The organism is Bradyrhizobium sp. HKCCYLRH3073 (assembly GCF_051167995.1).
Lineage (GTDB): Bacteria > Pseudomonadota > Alphaproteobacteria > Rhizobiales > Xanthobacteraceae > Bradyrhizobium.
Genome location: NZ_JBNPUD010000016.1, coordinates 91,744 through 106,692, shown reverse-complemented (window position 1 = coordinate 106,692; position 14,949 = coordinate 91,744). Strand labels below are relative to the sequence as shown.

Genomic DNA, 14,949 nt, shown 5'->3' with positions numbered 1-14,949 from the left:
CGTTTGCGAATGGAAAGGGCTAACACCACGCCATGAACGATACCACCTCCGAAACACCCAAGCTGTCGTGGTGGCGGCGACTGTCGGCCGGACTGAAGCGCACCTCCGGCGCGCTCGGTACGGCCGTGGCCGATCTCGTCACCAAGCGCAAGCTCGACCGCGCGATGCTCGACGACATCGAGGACGTGCTGCTGCGCGCCGATCTCGGCACCCAGGTGGCGGCGCGGATCGCGGAAGCCGTAGGCCACGGCCGCTACGACAAGGCGATCAGTGCCGACGAGGTCAAGGCGGTGGTCGCGACCGAGGTCGAGAAGGTGCTGTCGCCGGTGGCGAAGCCGCTCACGATCGACGCTGGCCACAAGCCGTTCGTCATTCTCGTCGTCGGCGTCAACGGCTCCGGCAAGACGACCACGATCGGCAAGCTGGCGCAGAAATTTGCCTCCGAAGGCAAGCAGGTGATGCTGGCCGCGGGCGATACCTTCCGCGCCGCCGCGATCGAGCAGCTCAAGGTGTGGGGCGAGCGCACCAGGGCGCCGGTCGTCGCCGGCGCGCAAGGCTCTGATTCCGCGAGCCTGGCGTTCAACGCCATCACCGCGGCCAAGGAGCAGGGCCGCGACATCCTGCTGATCGACACCGCCGGCCGGCTGCAGAACAAGGCCGAGCTGATGAACGAGCTCGAGAAGGTGGTGCGTGTCATTCGCAAGGTCGACACGTCGGCGCCGCATGCGGTGCTGCTCGTGCTCGACGCGACGGTGGGACAAAATGCGCTGTCGCAGGTCGAGGCGTTTCATCGTACGGCAGGCGTCACCGGCCTCGTGATGACCAAGCTCGACGGCACGGCGCGCGGCGGCATCCTCGTGGCGCTGTCGGAGAAGTTCAAGCTGCCGGTGCACTTCATCGGCGTCGGCGAGGGGGTCGAGGATCTCTCACCGTTCGCCGCGAGAGATTTTGCGCGGGCGATCGCCGGCATCGAGGATTGACGTCGCCACGCCCGGGCTCCGGCCCACCGCCAGATCGAGACGACCGGATCAACCGCTGCCGTGGCTGCAGCCAACAGGATATGGAATGGACAAGACCCAGCCGCACCCGCTGTTCAAGCTCGCGACCGAGCTCGGTCCGCTGATCATCTTCTTCGTGGTCAATGCCAAGTTCAACCTGTTCGCGGCGACCGGCGCGTTCATGGTCGCGATCATTGCGGCGCTGATCGCGTCCTACGTGGTGACGCGGCACGTCCCGCTGATGGCGCTGGTGACCGCCGTCGTCGTCATCGTGTTCGGCACGCTGACCCTGGTGCTGCACGACGAGACCTTCATCAAGGTCAAGCCCACCATCATCTACGGGCTGTTCGCGGCCGTGCTCGGTGGCGGGCTCTTGTTCAATCGCTCCTTCATCGCGATCATGTTCGATCAGATGTTCAATCTGACGCCCGCGGGCTGGCGCATCCTGACGTTTCGCTGGGCGCTGTTCTTCGCCGCGATGGCGGTGCTGAACGAGATCGTCTGGCGCACGCAGAGCACCGATTTCTGGGTCGGCTTCAAGGCGTTCGGTGTCGTGCCGCTGACCATGATCTTCGCCATCGCCCAGATGCCGCTGATCAAGCGCTACCACCTCGACCCGGCCTCGTTGGAAGCCAGCGACGCCGCGGAAGGGGATGTGAGCAAGGGGTAGTTGCGGCAAACTCTGCTGTCGTCCCGGCCTTGAGCCGGGACCCAGAACCACAGGCTTGAGTTTGGGGCAGGCGCGTCGTTAACATCTTGCCCACCACGACGGCCGCGGAGTATGGGTCCCGGCTCAAGGCCGGGACGACACCGTGGGTCGTTGCGCGAGCTCGGCAGTCACGTCCACTTGCAACGACGAGAAACTAACGACTTGCCGACCGCGAACTAACTCCCTGCCTTCAGCGCCTTCTCGATTTCCGGCTTCAGCACGGCGTCGATGTTCTGCGCCGTGATCGGGCCGACCAGCTTGTAGACGATGGTGCCTTCGCGGCCGACGACAAAGGTCTCGGGCACGCCGTAGACGCCCCATTCGATGCCGGCGCGGCCGTTGCCGTCGACGCCGACGACGTCGTAAGGGTTTCCGTAGCGGCCGAGGAAGCGGCGGGCGTTGTCGGCGCCGTCCTTGTAGTTGATGCCGATGATCTGGAAGCGCTTGTCGCGGCCGAGCTCGACCAGCAGCGGCGCCTCGTCGTGGCAGGGCACGCACCACGATGCCCAGACATTGACGATGCTGACCTTGCCCTTGAGCGCAGCCGGGTCGAGGCCGGGCACCGGCGTGCCGTCCCTCGCCAGCTCTGGCAGCGCCGGCAGCGGTGTGGCCGGCGCAGGGCGGCCGATCAGCGCGGAGGGAATCTGCGACGGATCGCCATTGCCGAGGCGCGACCAGAACAGCGCCGCCAGCCCGAGGAACACCACCAGCGGCAGCAGCATGAGAAATGAGCGGCGCCGCGGCGCCGGCTCTGTCGCAGCCTGTTCGGTCATTGGATATCCGTCGCGGCGCGGCCGGAACGGCGGCTGATGCCGCTGTCCTCGAGCGCGCGCAAGCGCGCCTTCTGGGTGCGGTAGTCGATGACGATCCAGCCGATCAGCAGCATCACGACCAGCGCCGCGGCAAGATAGGAGGTGGCGATGAAGGAGGTATAGGGGCCAAGGTCCATGTCAAGCCGCTCCCGCGATCCGGCCTGCGGCATCGGCGGCCGGCGCAGCCGCCGTGTAGGCGCGGGCCTGCATCATCTGCAGGCTGCGGACACGCCGGCGCAGGATCTCGTTGCGCATCGCGGCGACGTGCAGCGTCACGAACAGGAAGGTGAAGCCGACGGCCATCACCAGCAGCGGGATCAGGAAGGCCTTGTCGAGCGCCGGACCGCCCATCCGCATCACCGACGCCGGTTGATGCAGCGTGTTCCACCAGTCGACCGAGAACTTGATGATCGGCAGATTGATCGCGCCGACCAGCGTCAGCACCGCGGCGGCGCGTGCCGCGCGCGTGGGATCCTCGACCGCGCGCCACAGCGCCATCAGGCCGAGATACATCAAGAACAGGATCAGCACCGAGGTCAGCCGCGCGTCCCATTCCCAATAGGTGCCCCACATCGGCCGGCCCCACAGCGACCCGGTGAGGAGCGCGAGGAACGTGAAGCTGGCGCCGATCGGGGCGGCGGCCTTGGCGGCGACGTCGGCCAGGGGATGCCGCCACACCAGGGTGCCGAGCGAGGCGATGCTCATGATGCTCCAGACGAACATCGACAGCCAGGCATTGGGCACGTGGATGAACATGATCTTGACGGTCGCGCCCTGCTGATAGTCGTCGGGCGCCACTGCGGAGAGGTACAGGCCGGCACCCAGCAGCGCGGCCGTGACCAGCGCCAGCCACGGCAGCAGCCGCGCCGCCAGCGCAAGGAACCGAGTGGGATTGGCGAGGTCGATCAGCGACATGAGACCCTTGTTAAAGGCGGACGCGGTTGCAGGCAATCAGCACGGCGTCGCTAGGTAAGAGTTGATCATGGTCAAACCCCGGCGGGCGGTGGGTCAATCCAGCCCGTTCCGCAAGCTTGTCGCAGCGGCGAACGGGCCGATCACGAAACTCACCAGCGACAATGCGCACAGGATCGAGAACGGCGCCCCGAACGGCAGCGGGCCGACGATGGCCGCCTGCGACGCCGCGACGCCGAAGATCAGCACGGGGATCGAAAGTGGCAGCACCAAGACCGCCAGCAGCAGCCCGCCGCGGTGCATGGTCACCGCCAGCGCGGCACCGATCATGCCGATGAAGGTCAGGGCAGGCGTGCCCGCCAATAACGTCAGCGCGACGGCGCCAGTCGCCGTGGCGTCGAGGTTGAGCAGCAGGCCGAGCACGGGCGTCGCGATCACCAGCGGCAGGCCGGCGGCGAGCCAGTGCGCCAGCGCCTTGGCGGCGCAGGCCAGCTCCAGCGGTGTCCGGCTCATCACGACCAGGTCGAGCGAGCCGTCCTCGTGGTCGGCGGTGAACAGCCGGTCCAGGGTGAGCAGGCTGGAGAGCAGGGCGCCGAGCCAGAGGATGGCGGGGCCGAGCCGGGTCAGCAGCGCCAGGTCGGGCCCTACCGCGAACGGCATCAGCACCACGACGGTGAGAAAGAACAGCACGCCGATCAACGCGCCGCCGCCGATGCGCAGCGCGATCTTGATGTCGCGGCGGATGAGGGCACCGAGGGCGGTCATGCGGGGAGGGCCTGGGCTGATGGCGCATTGCGCGGGAGTGAGCCGTGCTCCGACCGCCGGCACACTTCGCTCCCTCCCCCCTTGTGGGGGAGGGCTGGGGAGGGGGGTGGCTCCGGGCGAGACCGCCCGTGGGGACCCCCGCCCCCGACCCCTCCCTGCAAGGGGGAGGGGGGCGCGCATCGATAGGATGGGTGGAGCGATGGGGTTGCGCTCAGTTCGATAGGCCACGTCGTATGGCACCCCCCTCCCTGACCCTCCCCCACAAGGAGGGAGGGAATGGAGGGGCCGGCGGGCGTCGTGAAGAAGGGGGGCATCATCCGATCGTTCCGATCCGCAACTCGCGCGTGTCGATGCCGAGCGGGCCGTGCGTCGCCGCGACGATCAGCCCACCCCCAGCGAGATGCTCCCGCATCAGCCCGGCGAACATCGCCTGTCCGGCGACGTCGAGCGCGGCGGTCGGCTCGTCGAGCAGCCACAGCAGGCGGGGCACCGCGACCAGGCGGGCCAGCGACAGACGGCGGCGCTGGCCGGCCGACAGATAGGCGGCGGGCAGGTCGATGGCGTGGGCGATGCCGACGGCCGCGAGGCAGTCGGAGATCGGCCGCGTGACCCCGCCGCCGAGGAAGTCGGCCCAGAAGGTCAGGTTTTCGCGCACGCTGAGCGCCGGCTTCAGCGCGTCGCGGTGGCCGAGATAATGCGCCTGCTCGGGCACCGTCAGCTCGCTCTCACCGCCCTCGATGGCGATGGAGCCGCCCGCCGGGAGCAGCAGGCCGGCAATCAGCCGCAGCAGCGATGTCTTGCCCGCACCATTGTGTCCGGTCACTGCCAGCGCCTCGCCCGCGACTGCTTCGAAGGCCAGTCCTGCGAACACCTCGCGGCCGCCGCGCACGCATCTGACGTCGCGGCCGAACAGCTTCGGAGACAGTGTTGAAGTCGCCTGCATGGCCTGTCGTGAGCGCCCTTACGAAATTGATGGCTAGCGCGTGAGAATTTGTGGGTGATGCCACGTCGGGACTTGCTTGTCTCTGTGGCGGCGCAGTTAGAAAGCTTCTATAAGCCCGACCTTGATGCAGCACACAATCGTCCGCTGCAAGCCATCCGGCGCCTCGCGCTGACGGTTCTTAAATACCCCCTCCGGGTATGCAGATCAATTGGGATTTCCACGCATGACCTCGCTCGACAGCTTCAAGTGTCGCAAGACCCTCAAGGTCGGAACGAAGAGCTACATCTATTACAGCTTGCCCACAGCCGAGAAGAACGGTCTCAAGGACATCTCGAAGCTGCCGTACTCGATGAAGGTGCTGCTCGAGAATCTGCTGCGCAACGAGGATGGCCGTACCGTCACCAAGGACGACATCGTCGCGGTGTCGAAATGGCTGCGCAAGAAGTCGCTGGAGCACGAGATCGCTTTCCGCCCGGCACGCGTGCTGATGCAGGATTTCACCGGCGTCCCGGCTGTCGTCGACCTCGCGGCGATGCGCAACGCGATGCAGGCGCTCGGCGGCGATGCCGAGAAGATCAACCCGCTGGTGCCGGTCGATCTCGTCATCGACCACTCGGTGATCGTGAACTACTTCGGTGACAACAAGGCGTTCGGCAAGAACGTCGCCGAGGAGTACAAGCAGAACCAGGAGCGTTACGAATTCCTGAAGTGGGGCCAGAAGGCGTTCTCGAACTTCTCCGTCGTGCCGCCCGGCACCGGCATCTGCCACCAGGTCAATCTCGAGTATCTGGCGCAGACGGTCTGGACCAAGAAGGAGAAGATGACGATCGGCCGCACCAAGGGCACCTTCGAGGTCGCCTATCCGGATTCGCTGGTCGGCACCGATTCGCACACCACCATGGTCAACGGTCTGGCCGTGCTCGGCTGGGGCGTCGGCGGCATCGAGGCCGAGGCCTGCATGCTCGGTCAGCCGCTGTCGATGCTGCTGCCCGACGTCGTCGGCTTCAAGCTGACCGGCGCGCTGAAGGAAGGCGTCACCGCGACCGACCTCGTGCTGACCGTCACCCAGATGCTGCGCAAGCTCGGCGTGGTCGGCAAGTTCGTCGAGTTCTTCGGCCCCGGCCTCGACCATCTCTCGGTCGCCGACAAGTCGACCATCGCCAACATGGCTCCAGAATACGGCGCGACCTGCGGCTTCTTCCCGGTCGACACCGCGACGATCGATTATCTCAAGACCTCCGGCCGCAAGGCGCCGCGCGTCGCGCTGGTCGAGGCCTATGCCAAGGCGCAGGGCCTGTTCCGCACCGCCAAGTCGCCCGACCCGGTGTTCACGGAGACGCTGACGCTCGATCTCGCCGACGTCGTGCCGTCGATGGCCGGTCCGAAGCGTCCCGAGGGCCGCATCGCGCTGCCTGCCGTGGCCGAAGGTTTCGCCACCGCGCTGGCCGGCGAGTACAAGAAGCCCGATGCGGCCGAGCAGCGCTTCCCGGTCGAGGGCAAGGACTTCGATATCGGCCATGGCGACGTCGTCATCGCCGCCATCACCTCCTGCACCAACACCTCGAACCCGAGCGTGCTGATCGGCGCCGGCCTCTTGGCCCGCAACGCCGCCGCCAAGGGCCTCAAGGCCAAGCCGTGGGTGAAGACCTCGCTCGCCCCGGGCAGCCAGGTGGTTGCCGAATACCTTGCTAATTCGGGCCTGCAGAAGGACCTCGACAAGGTCGGCTTCAATCTGGTCGGCTTCGGCTGCACCACCTGCATCGGCAATTCCGGCCCGCTGCCGGAGGAGATCTCGAAGTCGATCAACGACAATGGCGTCGTCGCGGCGGCCGTGCTGTCGGGCAACCGCAACTTCGAAGGCCGCGTCTCGCCGGACGTGCAGGCCAACTACCTGGCCTCGCCGCCGCTGGTCGTCGCCTATGCGCTGGCCGGCACCGTGACCAAGGACCTTGCGGTCGAGCCGATCGGCATCGGCAAGGACAAGAAGCCGGTCTACCTGAAGGACATCTGGCCGACGACCAAGGAGGTCAACGACTTCGTCAAGAAGTTCGTCAAGGCGTCGATCTTCAAGAAGCGCTACGCCGACGTGTTCAAGGGCGACACCAACTGGCGCAAGATCAAGACCGTCGAGAGCGAAACCTATCGCTGGAACATGTCGTCGACCTACGTGCAGAACCCGCCGTATTTTGAAGGCATGAAGAAGGAGCCGGAGCCGATCAAGGACATCGTCGAGGCCCGCGTGCTGGCGCTGTTCGGCGACAAGATCACGACCGATCACATCTCGCCGGCCGGTTCGATCAAGCTGACCTCGCCCGCCGGCAAGTTCCTCAGCGAGCACCAGGTTCGCCCGGCCGACTTCAACCAGTACGGCACCCGCCGCGGCAATCACGAGATCATGATGCGCGGCACCTTCGCCAACATCCGCATCAAGAACTTCATGCTCAAGGGCGCCGACGGCAACATCCCAGAGGGCGGTCTGACCAAGCACTGGCCCGACGGCGAGCAGATGTCGATCTACGACGCCGCGATGAAGTATCAGGAAGAGGGTGTGCCGCTGGTGGTGTTCGCCGGCGCCGAATACGGCAACGGCTCATCGCGCGACTGGGCCGCCAAAGGTACCCGGCTGCTCGGCGTCCGCGCCGTGATCTGCCAGAGCTTCGAGCGCATCCATCGCTCCAACCTGGTCGGTATGGGCGTGCTGCCGCTCACCTTCCAGGAAGGCACGTCCTGGTCCTCGCTCGGCCTCAAGGGCGACGAGAAGGTTACCATCAAGGGCCTGCAGGGCGACCTGAAGCCGCGCCAAACCCTGACCGCCGAGATCGTCTCGGCCGACGGTGCGGCGCAGCAGGTGCCGCTGCTCTGCCGGATCGATACGCTCGACGAGCTCGACTACTACCGCAACGGCGGCATCCTGCACTACGTGCTGCGCAAGCTCGCCGCTTAACCAAAGCGCGATGCGACAGTTTGGCTCACTCTGAAGTGAGTAGCGGGTGATGAAGGAGGCGGCCTATGACAAAGGCCGCCTCCTTTGCATTTTCGGTTTGTTAACTACGAGGACGGCATCGCGGATGCAGTGATGCGCAGGGCGCAGCGGACGGTGGTCCAGACGGGACAGTGGCGATGAGTGGACAGATGTCGTGGTGGTCGCGCGCAGCGCTGAGTGTCTGTGCGGTCATCGCTTTCGTCCGGCCAGCCGCGTCCGATCCCCGTGCGGTGATCGAACTCTTCACCTCTCAAGGCTGTTCGTCCTGCCCGCCGGCTGACAAGATCCTCGGCGAGCTCGCCAGAGATCCTTCGGTCATCGCGTTGTCGCTGCCGATCGACTACTGGGACTATCTCGGCTGGAAGGACACGCTGGCCGACTCCCGCTTCACGGCCCGGCAGCGGGCCTATTCTCGTGCGCGCGGGGACCGCGAGGTCTATACGCCGCAGGCGGTGATCAACGGCTCTGTGCATGTGATCGGCAGCGACCGCGAGGCGATCGAAGGCGCGATCGAGGAAACCGTCCAGGGCGGCGCGGTGATGTCGGTGCCGGTGAGGCTGTCGGTCGACGGCCAGGAGCTCTCCGTCTCGGTCGCCGCGGCCAGCGAGCATGCGCCGCGCCGGCACGGCGAGGTCTGGGTCTGCTCGATCTCGCGGGTGGTCCCGATCTCGGTCGGGCGCGGCGAGAACAGCGGCCGCGACCTGACCTATTACAACGTCGTTCGCGGTCTCCAGAAGCTGGGTGACTGGACCGGGTCGCCGGTCAGCTGGAGCGTGCCGCTGGAGAAGATCGCCCGCGAGGGCGTCGATGGCACCGTCGTCTATGTGCAGGACGGCAGTCGCGACCGCCCTGGGCCGATGCTCGGCGCCGCCTTTTCCGAGTTGCCGTTGGGCGGACGGGCTTCAGCAACGGCGCGTGGTCCCGAGCGCTGATCTTCCGTCGTTCCGATCTTCGTTTTCGCTGACCTGCGTGAGGCGCGTCACGTCCGTGCGACGGCGCGCCGCGACATCTTCCGGCAGCTCACGCCAGAAAAGCAAAAGGACCAACTTGCGTTGGCCCTTTGCCTTACTTGTGAATAGACCCGATCCTGACGACCCCGGGGGGCTGGGGGCTGAGGAATCCGGAACCGAAAGGACCGGGCCAACGCACACGAATCTTATGCCGAAGGTCGGGGGCGGTCGGTGGGCGGAAAGACGGCGCGATTATGATTCCGCTAACGATCCCGTGACGCTTGCGTGTTCGCGGAACTGATGACCTCGCAGGCTCGGTCGAACTTCAACAACGAAAACGGCCCCTTGCGGCTTCTGCCGGATGGCGCGATCATGTCACACAGATGACAGGAGGACGCCAATGAACCTCACGCCGGAGGACGCCGACCCCAGCGAGAACCGCGCGGCGGCGCGCAGTGCGGCCGCAGCGCCGAACCGGGTGACGTTCGACCGCCTGGAGCTGAACCGCATCCTGAACCTCTACGGTCGCATGGTCGCCGACGGTGAGTGGCGCGACTATTCGATCGACTTCCTGCGTGACCGGGCCGTCTTCTCCGTGTTTCGCCGGGCGTCCGAGGTGCCGATCTACCGCATCGAGAAGGATCCGCGTCTCGCACGCAAGCAGGGCATGTACAGCGTGATCTCGGCCACCGGGCTGATCCTGCGCCGCGGCCACGAGCTTGAGCGCGTGTTGCTGGCGATCGCGCCGAAGCCGGCGCTGGTCTGATCCGACCCGCCGGGTGATCACGACATTTCGACCGGCGTCGCTTACGCCGGGACGTCGCTGCTCCCGGCCCCGAGCGGGCGCTGCATCATCACAGTATCGAGCCAGCGGCCGAATTTCAGGCCGACGCTCGGGTGGGTGCCGATCATCTGGAAGCCGCAGGCGGTATGCAGCCCGACCGAGCCGGCATTGGCGGAGTCGCCGATGACGGCGATCATCTGGCGAAAGCCTCCCTCCTCACAGGCGTCGATCAGCTGCCGCATCAGTCGCATCCCGATGCCGCGACGCTGGCTGGCGGGAGCGAGATAGACCGAGTTCTCCACCGTGAAGCGATAGGCAGGGCGGGGCCGGTAGGGCCCGGCATAGGCATAGCCTACCACCTCTCCGTCCAGCAGGGCGGCGAAATAGGGGAAGCCGCCGTCGCGGAGCGCCCGGAAGCGGCGCGTCATCTCCGCCAGATCCGGAGGGTCGAGCTCGAAGGTGGCCGTGCCCTCGCGGACGGCCTGGCCGTAGATGGCGGTGATGGCCGGGAGGTCGGCCTCCTGGGTGGGCCGGATTTCGATGTTCGACATGGGGTGCAAGCATACCCATGCGGACGCGGCGATCAATCCGGCCTCGCGGCATGGCTGCCGCTGCGGCTTTGCGCCGGTCGCAATCGGGGTTTGTGCAAACGAAAAGCCCCGGCGGTGAGGCCGGGGCTTCGAAGGTCGCTCGTTCGAGCGGTTGGATCAGTCGCGCTGTCCGAGCAGCTGCAGCAGCAGCGTGAACAGGTTGATGAAGTTCAGGTACAGCGACAGCGCGCCGGTGATCGCTGCGCGCTCGGCGATGTCGCCGCCCGCGGAGGCGTAGCCGTAGATGTACTCGTTCTTCAGGCGCTGCGTATCCCAGGCGGTCAGGCCGGCGAACACGAACACGCCGATCACCGAGACGATGAACTGCAGCATCGAGCTCGCCAGGAACAGGTTCACCAGGCTCGCCAGCACGATGCCGATCAGGCCCATGAACAGGAACGAGCCCATGCCCGTCATGTCACGCTTGGTCGTGTAGCCGTACAGGCTGAGCGCGCCGAACGTCGCCGCGGTGATGAAGAACACCCGCACGATCGAGGTGTGGGTGTACACCAGAAAGATCGACGACAGCGAGATGCCCATCAAGGCCGAAAACACCCAGAACAGGAGTTGCGCGGTCGACGGCGCGAGGCGGTTGATGCCGGCCGAGATCGCGAACACCATGACCAGAGGGGCAAGGATGAACAGCCACTTCAGCGGGCTCACGAACATCGCGTAGCCGAACTGCGTCAGATAGGCGTTGCCGAACTTGAACACGCCGGCCGCCGGATCGCCGGTCACCGACGCCATGTAGACGCCGAGCGCCGCGAGGCCGGTGATGGCCAGGCCGATGCTCATGTAATTGTAGATGCGCAGCATGTAGGCGCGCAGACCGGCGTCGACGGTCGCGGCATCGGCGCGCCCGGCCACCCGGCCAAAGGGTGAAGCATAGTTGCGGTTGAGGTCCGACATGGTCGAATTCCCGTTGGTTGCCCGGCAGCCCGATCCTGGCAGGACCTTCAGCCGGTTCTCGAAAAACCCTATCTCATACCCGCTGCCATCGATATTAAATTTGCGTCATCGGCAAATTCGCCATCTTTGGCAGGTCTCTGAGCCCATTCCCTAGATGGGAAACTAGCATATCCGCCGCAAGCTTCCACGCGCGGCTGAATGTCGCTCCGAACGCGTCTCAGCCGTATAAATCGCGTTAACCGTGCGGCATGAGCGCGCAAGCGCTCGATCAAGCCGCTAGAGATTCCGAAGAACCGTCGCCGGCTTCTGGTTCAGCGCGAGCAGGGTGCCGGCCAGTCCGAGGCCGACGGTCACGATCAGCGCCGCCAAGACGACCAGCGCGGCGCTGCCCGCCTGCCAGGCGAAGCTCAAGGTCATCAGCCGGGTCACGATCAGCCAAGCGGAGACCGAGCCGGCGATGACGCCGAACGCGGCGGTGGCAAACCCGATCATCAGATATTCGAGCGCGTAGGCGCCGAGCAGCCGCAGCCGCGTCGCGCCCAGGGTCTTCAGGATGACCGCGTCGTAGACCCGGTGGCGGTGGCCGGCGGCCAGCGCGCCGCCGAGCACCAGGATGGCCGAGATCAAGGTCACCGCGCTGGCGCCGCGGATGGCGAGCGCGAGGTTGGAGACCACCGAGCCCACGGTCTCCATCACCTCTCGGACCCGCACGCTGGTCACCATCGGGAAGGCGTCGGCCACCTTGCGGATGACACGGGCATCCTCGGCGGCATCGGAGCGCGCTTCGGTCAGGGTCGCGACATGGGTGTGCGGCGCGCCCTTGAAGGCATTCGGGGAGAACACCAGCACGAAGTTGATGCCGAGCCCCTGCCAGTCGATGGTGCGCATGTTGCCGATCCGCGCCGTGATATCGCGTCCGAGCACGTTGACGACGATGTCGTCACCGAGCTTGAGGCCGAGGCCGTCGGCGATGCGCTTCTCGATCGAGACCAGCGGCGGTCCGCTGTAGGTCTCGCTCCACCACTCGCCCTCGACCACCTTCGAGCCCTTGGGAATCTCGGCGGTATAGGTCAGGCCGCGATCGCTCTGCAGCACCCATTCGGTGTCCGTCGTCGCCTTGAGGTCCTCGGCGCGGACGCCGCGGGCGGCGACGATGCGCCCGCGCAGCATCGGCACGTCTTCGACAGCGGATTGAGGGGCGAGGTCCTTGAGGAAGCCGCGGAAGCGGTCGGCCTCGCCGGAGGGGACGTCGATGAAGAAAAACGACGGCGCCTGCTCCGGCAGTTGCGCCAGGAATTGGCGCCGCAGATTGCCGTCGATCTGGGTGATTGTGACCAGCACCGCGAGACCCAGTCCGAGCGACAGCACCACGGACGGTGTCAGCGCGCCCGGGCGGTAGATGTTGCTGACCGCCAGCCGCAGCATCGGGAAGCGGCTGCGCGGCAGGGCGCGCGCAATTGCCATCACCGCGGCGGCAATGCCGCGCAACAGCACGAACACCAGCGCGGCGGCGACGACGAACACCGCGGCGATGCGCTTGTCGTAGGACAAGCCGATCACGACCGCGATCAGCAGCGCGACGGTGCCCGCGATCAGCACCAGATAGCTCCAGCGCGGCCGGTGCCATTCGGCGATGACCGCCTCGCGGAACAACGCCGCCACCGGCACGTCGCGTACGCGCCCGAGCGGCCACAGACCGAACGCCAGTGCGGTGAGCAGGCCATAGACGAAGGACAGCGCCAGCTCGTCGGAATGAATAGCCGGGATCACGGGCAGCGGCAGGATGTTGCCGAACAGCCCGACGATGGCGAAGGGCAGGGCCGCGCCGGCGCAGAGGCCGATGATCGAACCGATCGTGGCGAGCACCATCACCTGCACGAGGTAGATGCCGAACACGTCGCGGCTGGTGGCGCCGAGGGCCTTGAACGCCGCGATCACCTCGGTGCGGCGGTCGACATGGCTCTTGACCGCGTTGGCGACGCCGACGCCGCCGACCAGCAGCGCGGCGAGACCGACCAGGGTGAGGAACTGGGTGAAGCGGCCGATCGTCCGCTCGAGCTGCGGCGAGGCATTGCTGCGGCTGCGGATCTCCCACCCGGCCGACGGCAAGGTCAGGCGGGTGTCGGCGATGAAGGACGCTGCGGCGTGGTCGTCCTTGGCATTGTCGGGCAGCCGGACCCGGTAGGTCCAGCGCACCAGGCTGCCCGGCTGCAGCAGCGACGTGGCGCGCAGGCCGGCCTCGCTGATCAGGAAGCGCGGCCCAAGGCCGATGCCGCCGGACAATTTATCTGGCTCGGCCTGGAGCGCGCTGCGGATCTGGAAGCGGACGGTGTCGATGCTGACGGTGTCGCCGACCTTGAGGTCGAGCCGCGCCAGCAGTGCCGGATCGGCCGCCGCGCCGAACACGCCGTCGCGTTCGGCGAGAATGTCCGGTAGCGGCAGGTCGGGCTGCAGCTCGGCCTTGCCCAGCAGCGGATAGGCGCCGTCGACCGCCTTGAGCTCGACCAAGGCCAGCTTGGCGTCACCGGCGCGCACCATCGCCCGCAAGGTTGCCGCCAGCGAGACCTGGCCGCGCGTCCGCAGGAAGGCGATCTCCTCGGGCTTGGCCTCGCGCTGAAACAGCGAGAAAGCGACGTCGCCGCCGAGCAAGGTCCGGCCCTCGCGGACCAGCCCGTCATTGAGGCTGGCCGCCACCGAGCCGACACCGGCGATGGCGAGCACGCCGAGCGCGATGCAGGCGATGAAGACGTAGAAGCCGCGCAAGCCGCCGCGCAGCTCGCGCAGCGCGTAGCGCACCGGCAACGCGGCCATGCGGCCGCCCGCGATCGGTTCGGACACCGTGCTCATGCGTCGGCTTGCTCGTGTGCGTCGCTCTCGGCTTCGATCCGTCCCGAGCGCAGCCGCACCACCCGGTCGCACCGATGCGCGAGGCCGCTGTCATGGGTCACCAGCACCAGCGTCATGCCGCGCTCGGCATGCTTGGTGAACAGCAGGTCGACGATCTGCTGGCCGGTGGTCTCGTCGAGATTGCCGGTCGGCTCGTCGGCCACGAGAATTGCGGGGTCGGGAGCGAGAGCGCGGGCCAATGCCACGCGCTGCTGCTCACCGCCGGAGAGCTGCGTCGGATAGTGATGCAGACGGTGGCCGAGCCCGACCTGCTCGAGCTCGCGGGCGGCACGCTCCGCGGCGCCGGCATGGCCGGCCAGCTCGAGCGGCACTGCCACATTCTCCAGCGCGGTCATGGTCGGGATCAGGTGGAAGGACTGGAAGACGATGCCGACCTGGCGACCCCGGAACCGGGCCAGGGCGTCCTCGTCCAGGGCATTGAAAGCGGTGCCGCCGACCACCACCTCACCACTGTCAGGACGTTCCAACCCCGCCATCACCATCAGCAGCGTGGACTTCCCCGATCCCGAGGGGCCGATCAGGCCGATCGTCTCGCCCTGTCCCACCCGCAGGCTGATGTCCTTGAGGATATGAACACGTGCCGCTCCGGTGCCGAGCGAGAGGTTGACGTTGGAGATGGTAATGGTGTCCGGCGCAAGGCCGGCCAAACGCGAGGTTTCGATGAGACTGTCCATGGCTCGGTCATAT

Annotated in this window: 14 protein-coding genes; 5 read left to right on the top strand and 9 right to left on the bottom strand. The window is 66.7% G+C overall.

What is annotated here, in order from left to right; genetic code table 11:
• The first annotated feature begins 32 nt into the window (after positions 1 to 32).
• Positions 33 to 980, top strand: a complete 948-nt coding sequence (ftsY, locus tag ACQR1X_RS28355; protein WP_315800717.1) for a signal recognition particle-docking protein FtsY — start codon at positions 33 to 35, stop codon at positions 978 to 980.
• Positions 981 to 1,065: 85 nt separating this feature from the next.
• Positions 1,066 to 1,668, top strand: coding sequence for a septation protein A (locus tag ACQR1X_RS28350; RefSeq protein WP_315800716.1), 603 nt, complete (start codon positions 1,066 to 1,068; stop codon positions 1,666 to 1,668).
• Between the two features lie 215 nt (positions 1,669 to 1,883).
• Here ACQR1X_RS28350 and ACQR1X_RS28345 read toward each other — a convergent pair whose 3' ends face one another.
• The 5 genes from ACQR1X_RS28345 to ccmA form a co-directional block, all read right to left on the bottom strand.
• Complete coding sequence (locus ACQR1X_RS28345) at positions 1,884 to 2,480, bottom strand: DsbE family thiol:disulfide interchange protein (protein ID WP_434881662.1); 597 nt, start codon at positions 2,478 to 2,480, stop codon at positions 1,884 to 1,886.
• Entirely contained in the window at positions 2,477 to 2,656 is a 180-nt protein-coding gene (ccmD, locus tag ACQR1X_RS28340; RefSeq protein ID WP_316215512.1) for a heme exporter protein CcmD, read from the bottom strand. Before ccmD ends, ACQR1X_RS28345 begins: the two co-directional genes overlap by 4 nt.
• A gap of 1 nt (position 2,657) precedes the next feature.
• The gene (locus ACQR1X_RS28335; protein ID WP_434893699.1) at positions 2,658 to 3,434 is read right to left on the bottom strand and encodes a heme ABC transporter permease; all 777 of its coding nucleotides are present in this window, start codon (positions 3,432 to 3,434) and stop codon (positions 2,658 to 2,660) included.
• A gap of 93 nt (positions 3,435 to 3,527) precedes the next feature.
• Positions 3,528 to 4,196, bottom strand: a complete 669-nt coding sequence (ccmB, locus tag ACQR1X_RS28330; protein WP_315715915.1) for a heme exporter protein CcmB — start codon at positions 4,194 to 4,196, stop codon at positions 3,528 to 3,530.
• 313 nt (positions 4,197 to 4,509) lie between these two features.
• Entirely contained in the window at positions 4,510 to 5,139 is a 630-nt protein-coding gene (ccmA, locus tag ACQR1X_RS28325) for a heme ABC exporter ATP-binding protein CcmA (protein ID WP_434900076.1), read from the bottom strand.
• Positions 5,140 to 5,362: 223 nt separating this feature from the next.
• Here ccmA and acnA point away from each other — a divergent pair, with 223 nt between their 5' ends.
• The 3 genes from acnA (at position 5,363) to ACQR1X_RS28310 (ending at position 9,838) form a co-directional block, all read left to right on the top strand.
• The gene (acnA, locus tag ACQR1X_RS28320; protein ID WP_434900075.1) at positions 5,363 to 8,083 is read left to right on the top strand and encodes an aconitate hydratase AcnA; all 2,721 of its coding nucleotides are present in this window, start codon (positions 5,363 to 5,365) and stop codon (positions 8,081 to 8,083) included.
• 188 nt (positions 8,084 to 8,271) lie between these two features.
• The gene (locus tag ACQR1X_RS28315; protein WP_315800925.1) at positions 8,272 to 9,054 is read left to right on the top strand and encodes a DUF1223 domain-containing protein; all 783 of its coding nucleotides are present in this window, start codon (positions 8,272 to 8,274) and stop codon (positions 9,052 to 9,054) included.
• Between the two features lie 418 nt (positions 9,055 to 9,472).
• Complete coding sequence (locus ACQR1X_RS28310; RefSeq protein WP_315800711.1) at positions 9,473 to 9,838, top strand: DUF2794 domain-containing protein; 366 nt, start codon at positions 9,473 to 9,475, stop codon at positions 9,836 to 9,838.
• Between the two features lie 41 nt (positions 9,839 to 9,879).
• Here ACQR1X_RS28310 and ACQR1X_RS28305 read toward each other — a convergent pair whose 3' ends face one another.
• From ACQR1X_RS28305 to ACQR1X_RS28290, 4 genes are all read right to left on the bottom strand, one after another.
• Positions 9,880 to 10,407 carry a GNAT family N-acetyltransferase gene (locus ACQR1X_RS28305; RefSeq protein WP_315800710.1) on the bottom strand — a complete coding sequence of 176 codons (528 nt, stop codon included), beginning with the start codon at positions 10,405 to 10,407 and terminating at the stop codon, positions 9,880 to 9,882.
• A 156-nt stretch (positions 10,408 to 10,563) separates the two neighbouring features.
• Positions 10,564 to 11,355 (bottom strand): Bax inhibitor-1/YccA family protein, encoded by a 792-nt coding sequence (locus ACQR1X_RS28300; RefSeq protein ID WP_315800709.1) that lies wholly within the window; start codon positions 11,353 to 11,355, stop codon positions 10,564 to 10,566.
• Between the two features lie 276 nt (positions 11,356 to 11,631).
• Positions 11,632 to 14,202 carry an ABC transporter permease gene (locus ACQR1X_RS28295; protein ID WP_434890069.1) on the bottom strand — a complete coding sequence of 857 codons (2,571 nt, stop codon included), beginning with the start codon at positions 14,200 to 14,202 and terminating at the stop codon, positions 11,632 to 11,634.
• A complete protein-coding gene (locus ACQR1X_RS28290) occupies positions 14,199 to 14,936 on the bottom strand; it encodes an ABC transporter ATP-binding protein (protein WP_315800707.1) in 738 nt (245 codons plus the stop codon). Before ACQR1X_RS28290 ends, ACQR1X_RS28295 begins: the two co-directional genes overlap by 4 nt.
• Positions 14,937 to 14,949 lie beyond the last annotated feature (13 nt).

What these genes read in the sequence shown, in the direction of transcription:
- ftsY (WP_315800717.1), top strand. Translation starts at nt 33, where the DNA reads ATGAACGATACCACCTCCGAAACACCCAAGCTGTCGTGGTGGCGGCGA.
- ACQR1X_RS28350 (WP_315800716.1), top strand. Translation starts at nt 1,066, where the DNA reads ATGGACAAGACCCAGCCGCACCCGCTGTTCAAGCTCGCGACCGAGCTC.
- ACQR1X_RS28345 (WP_434881662.1), bottom strand. Translation starts at nt 2,480, where the DNA reads ATGACCGAACAGGCTGCGACAGAGCCGGCGCCGCGGCGCCGCTCATTT.
- ccmD (WP_316215512.1), bottom strand. Translation starts at nt 2,656, where the DNA reads ATGGACCTTGGCCCCTATACCTCCTTCATCGCCACCTCCTATCTTGCC.
- ACQR1X_RS28335 (WP_434893699.1), bottom strand. Translation starts at nt 3,434, where the DNA reads ATGTCGCTGATCGACCTCGCCAATCCCACTCGGTTCCTTGCGCTGGCG.
- ccmB (WP_315715915.1), bottom strand. Translation starts at nt 4,196, where the DNA reads ATGACCGCCCTCGGTGCCCTCATCCGCCGCGACATCAAGATCGCGCTG.
- ccmA (WP_434900076.1), bottom strand. Translation starts at nt 5,139, where the DNA reads ATGCAGGCGACTTCAACACTGTCTCCGAAGCTGTTCGGCCGCGACGTC.
- acnA (WP_434900075.1), top strand. Translation starts at nt 5,363, where the DNA reads ATGACCTCGCTCGACAGCTTCAAGTGTCGCAAGACCCTCAAGGTCGGA.
- ACQR1X_RS28315 (WP_315800925.1), top strand. Translation starts at nt 8,272, where the DNA reads ATGTCGTGGTGGTCGCGCGCAGCGCTGAGTGTCTGTGCGGTCATCGCT.
- ACQR1X_RS28310 (WP_315800711.1), top strand. Translation starts at nt 9,473, where the DNA reads ATGAACCTCACGCCGGAGGACGCCGACCCCAGCGAGAACCGCGCGGCG.
- ACQR1X_RS28305 (WP_315800710.1), bottom strand. Translation starts at nt 10,407, where the DNA reads ATGTCGAACATCGAAATCCGGCCCACCCAGGAGGCCGACCTCCCGGCC.
- ACQR1X_RS28300 (WP_315800709.1), bottom strand. Translation starts at nt 11,355, where the DNA reads ATGTCGGACCTCAACCGCAACTATGCTTCACCCTTTGGCCGGGTGGCC.
- ACQR1X_RS28295 (WP_434890069.1), bottom strand. Translation starts at nt 14,202, where the DNA reads ATGAGCACGGTGTCCGAACCGATCGCGGGCGGCCGCATGGCCGCGTTG.
- ACQR1X_RS28290 (WP_315800707.1), bottom strand. Translation starts at nt 14,936, where the DNA reads ATGGACAGTCTCATCGAAACCTCGCGTTTGGCCGGCCTTGCGCCGGAC.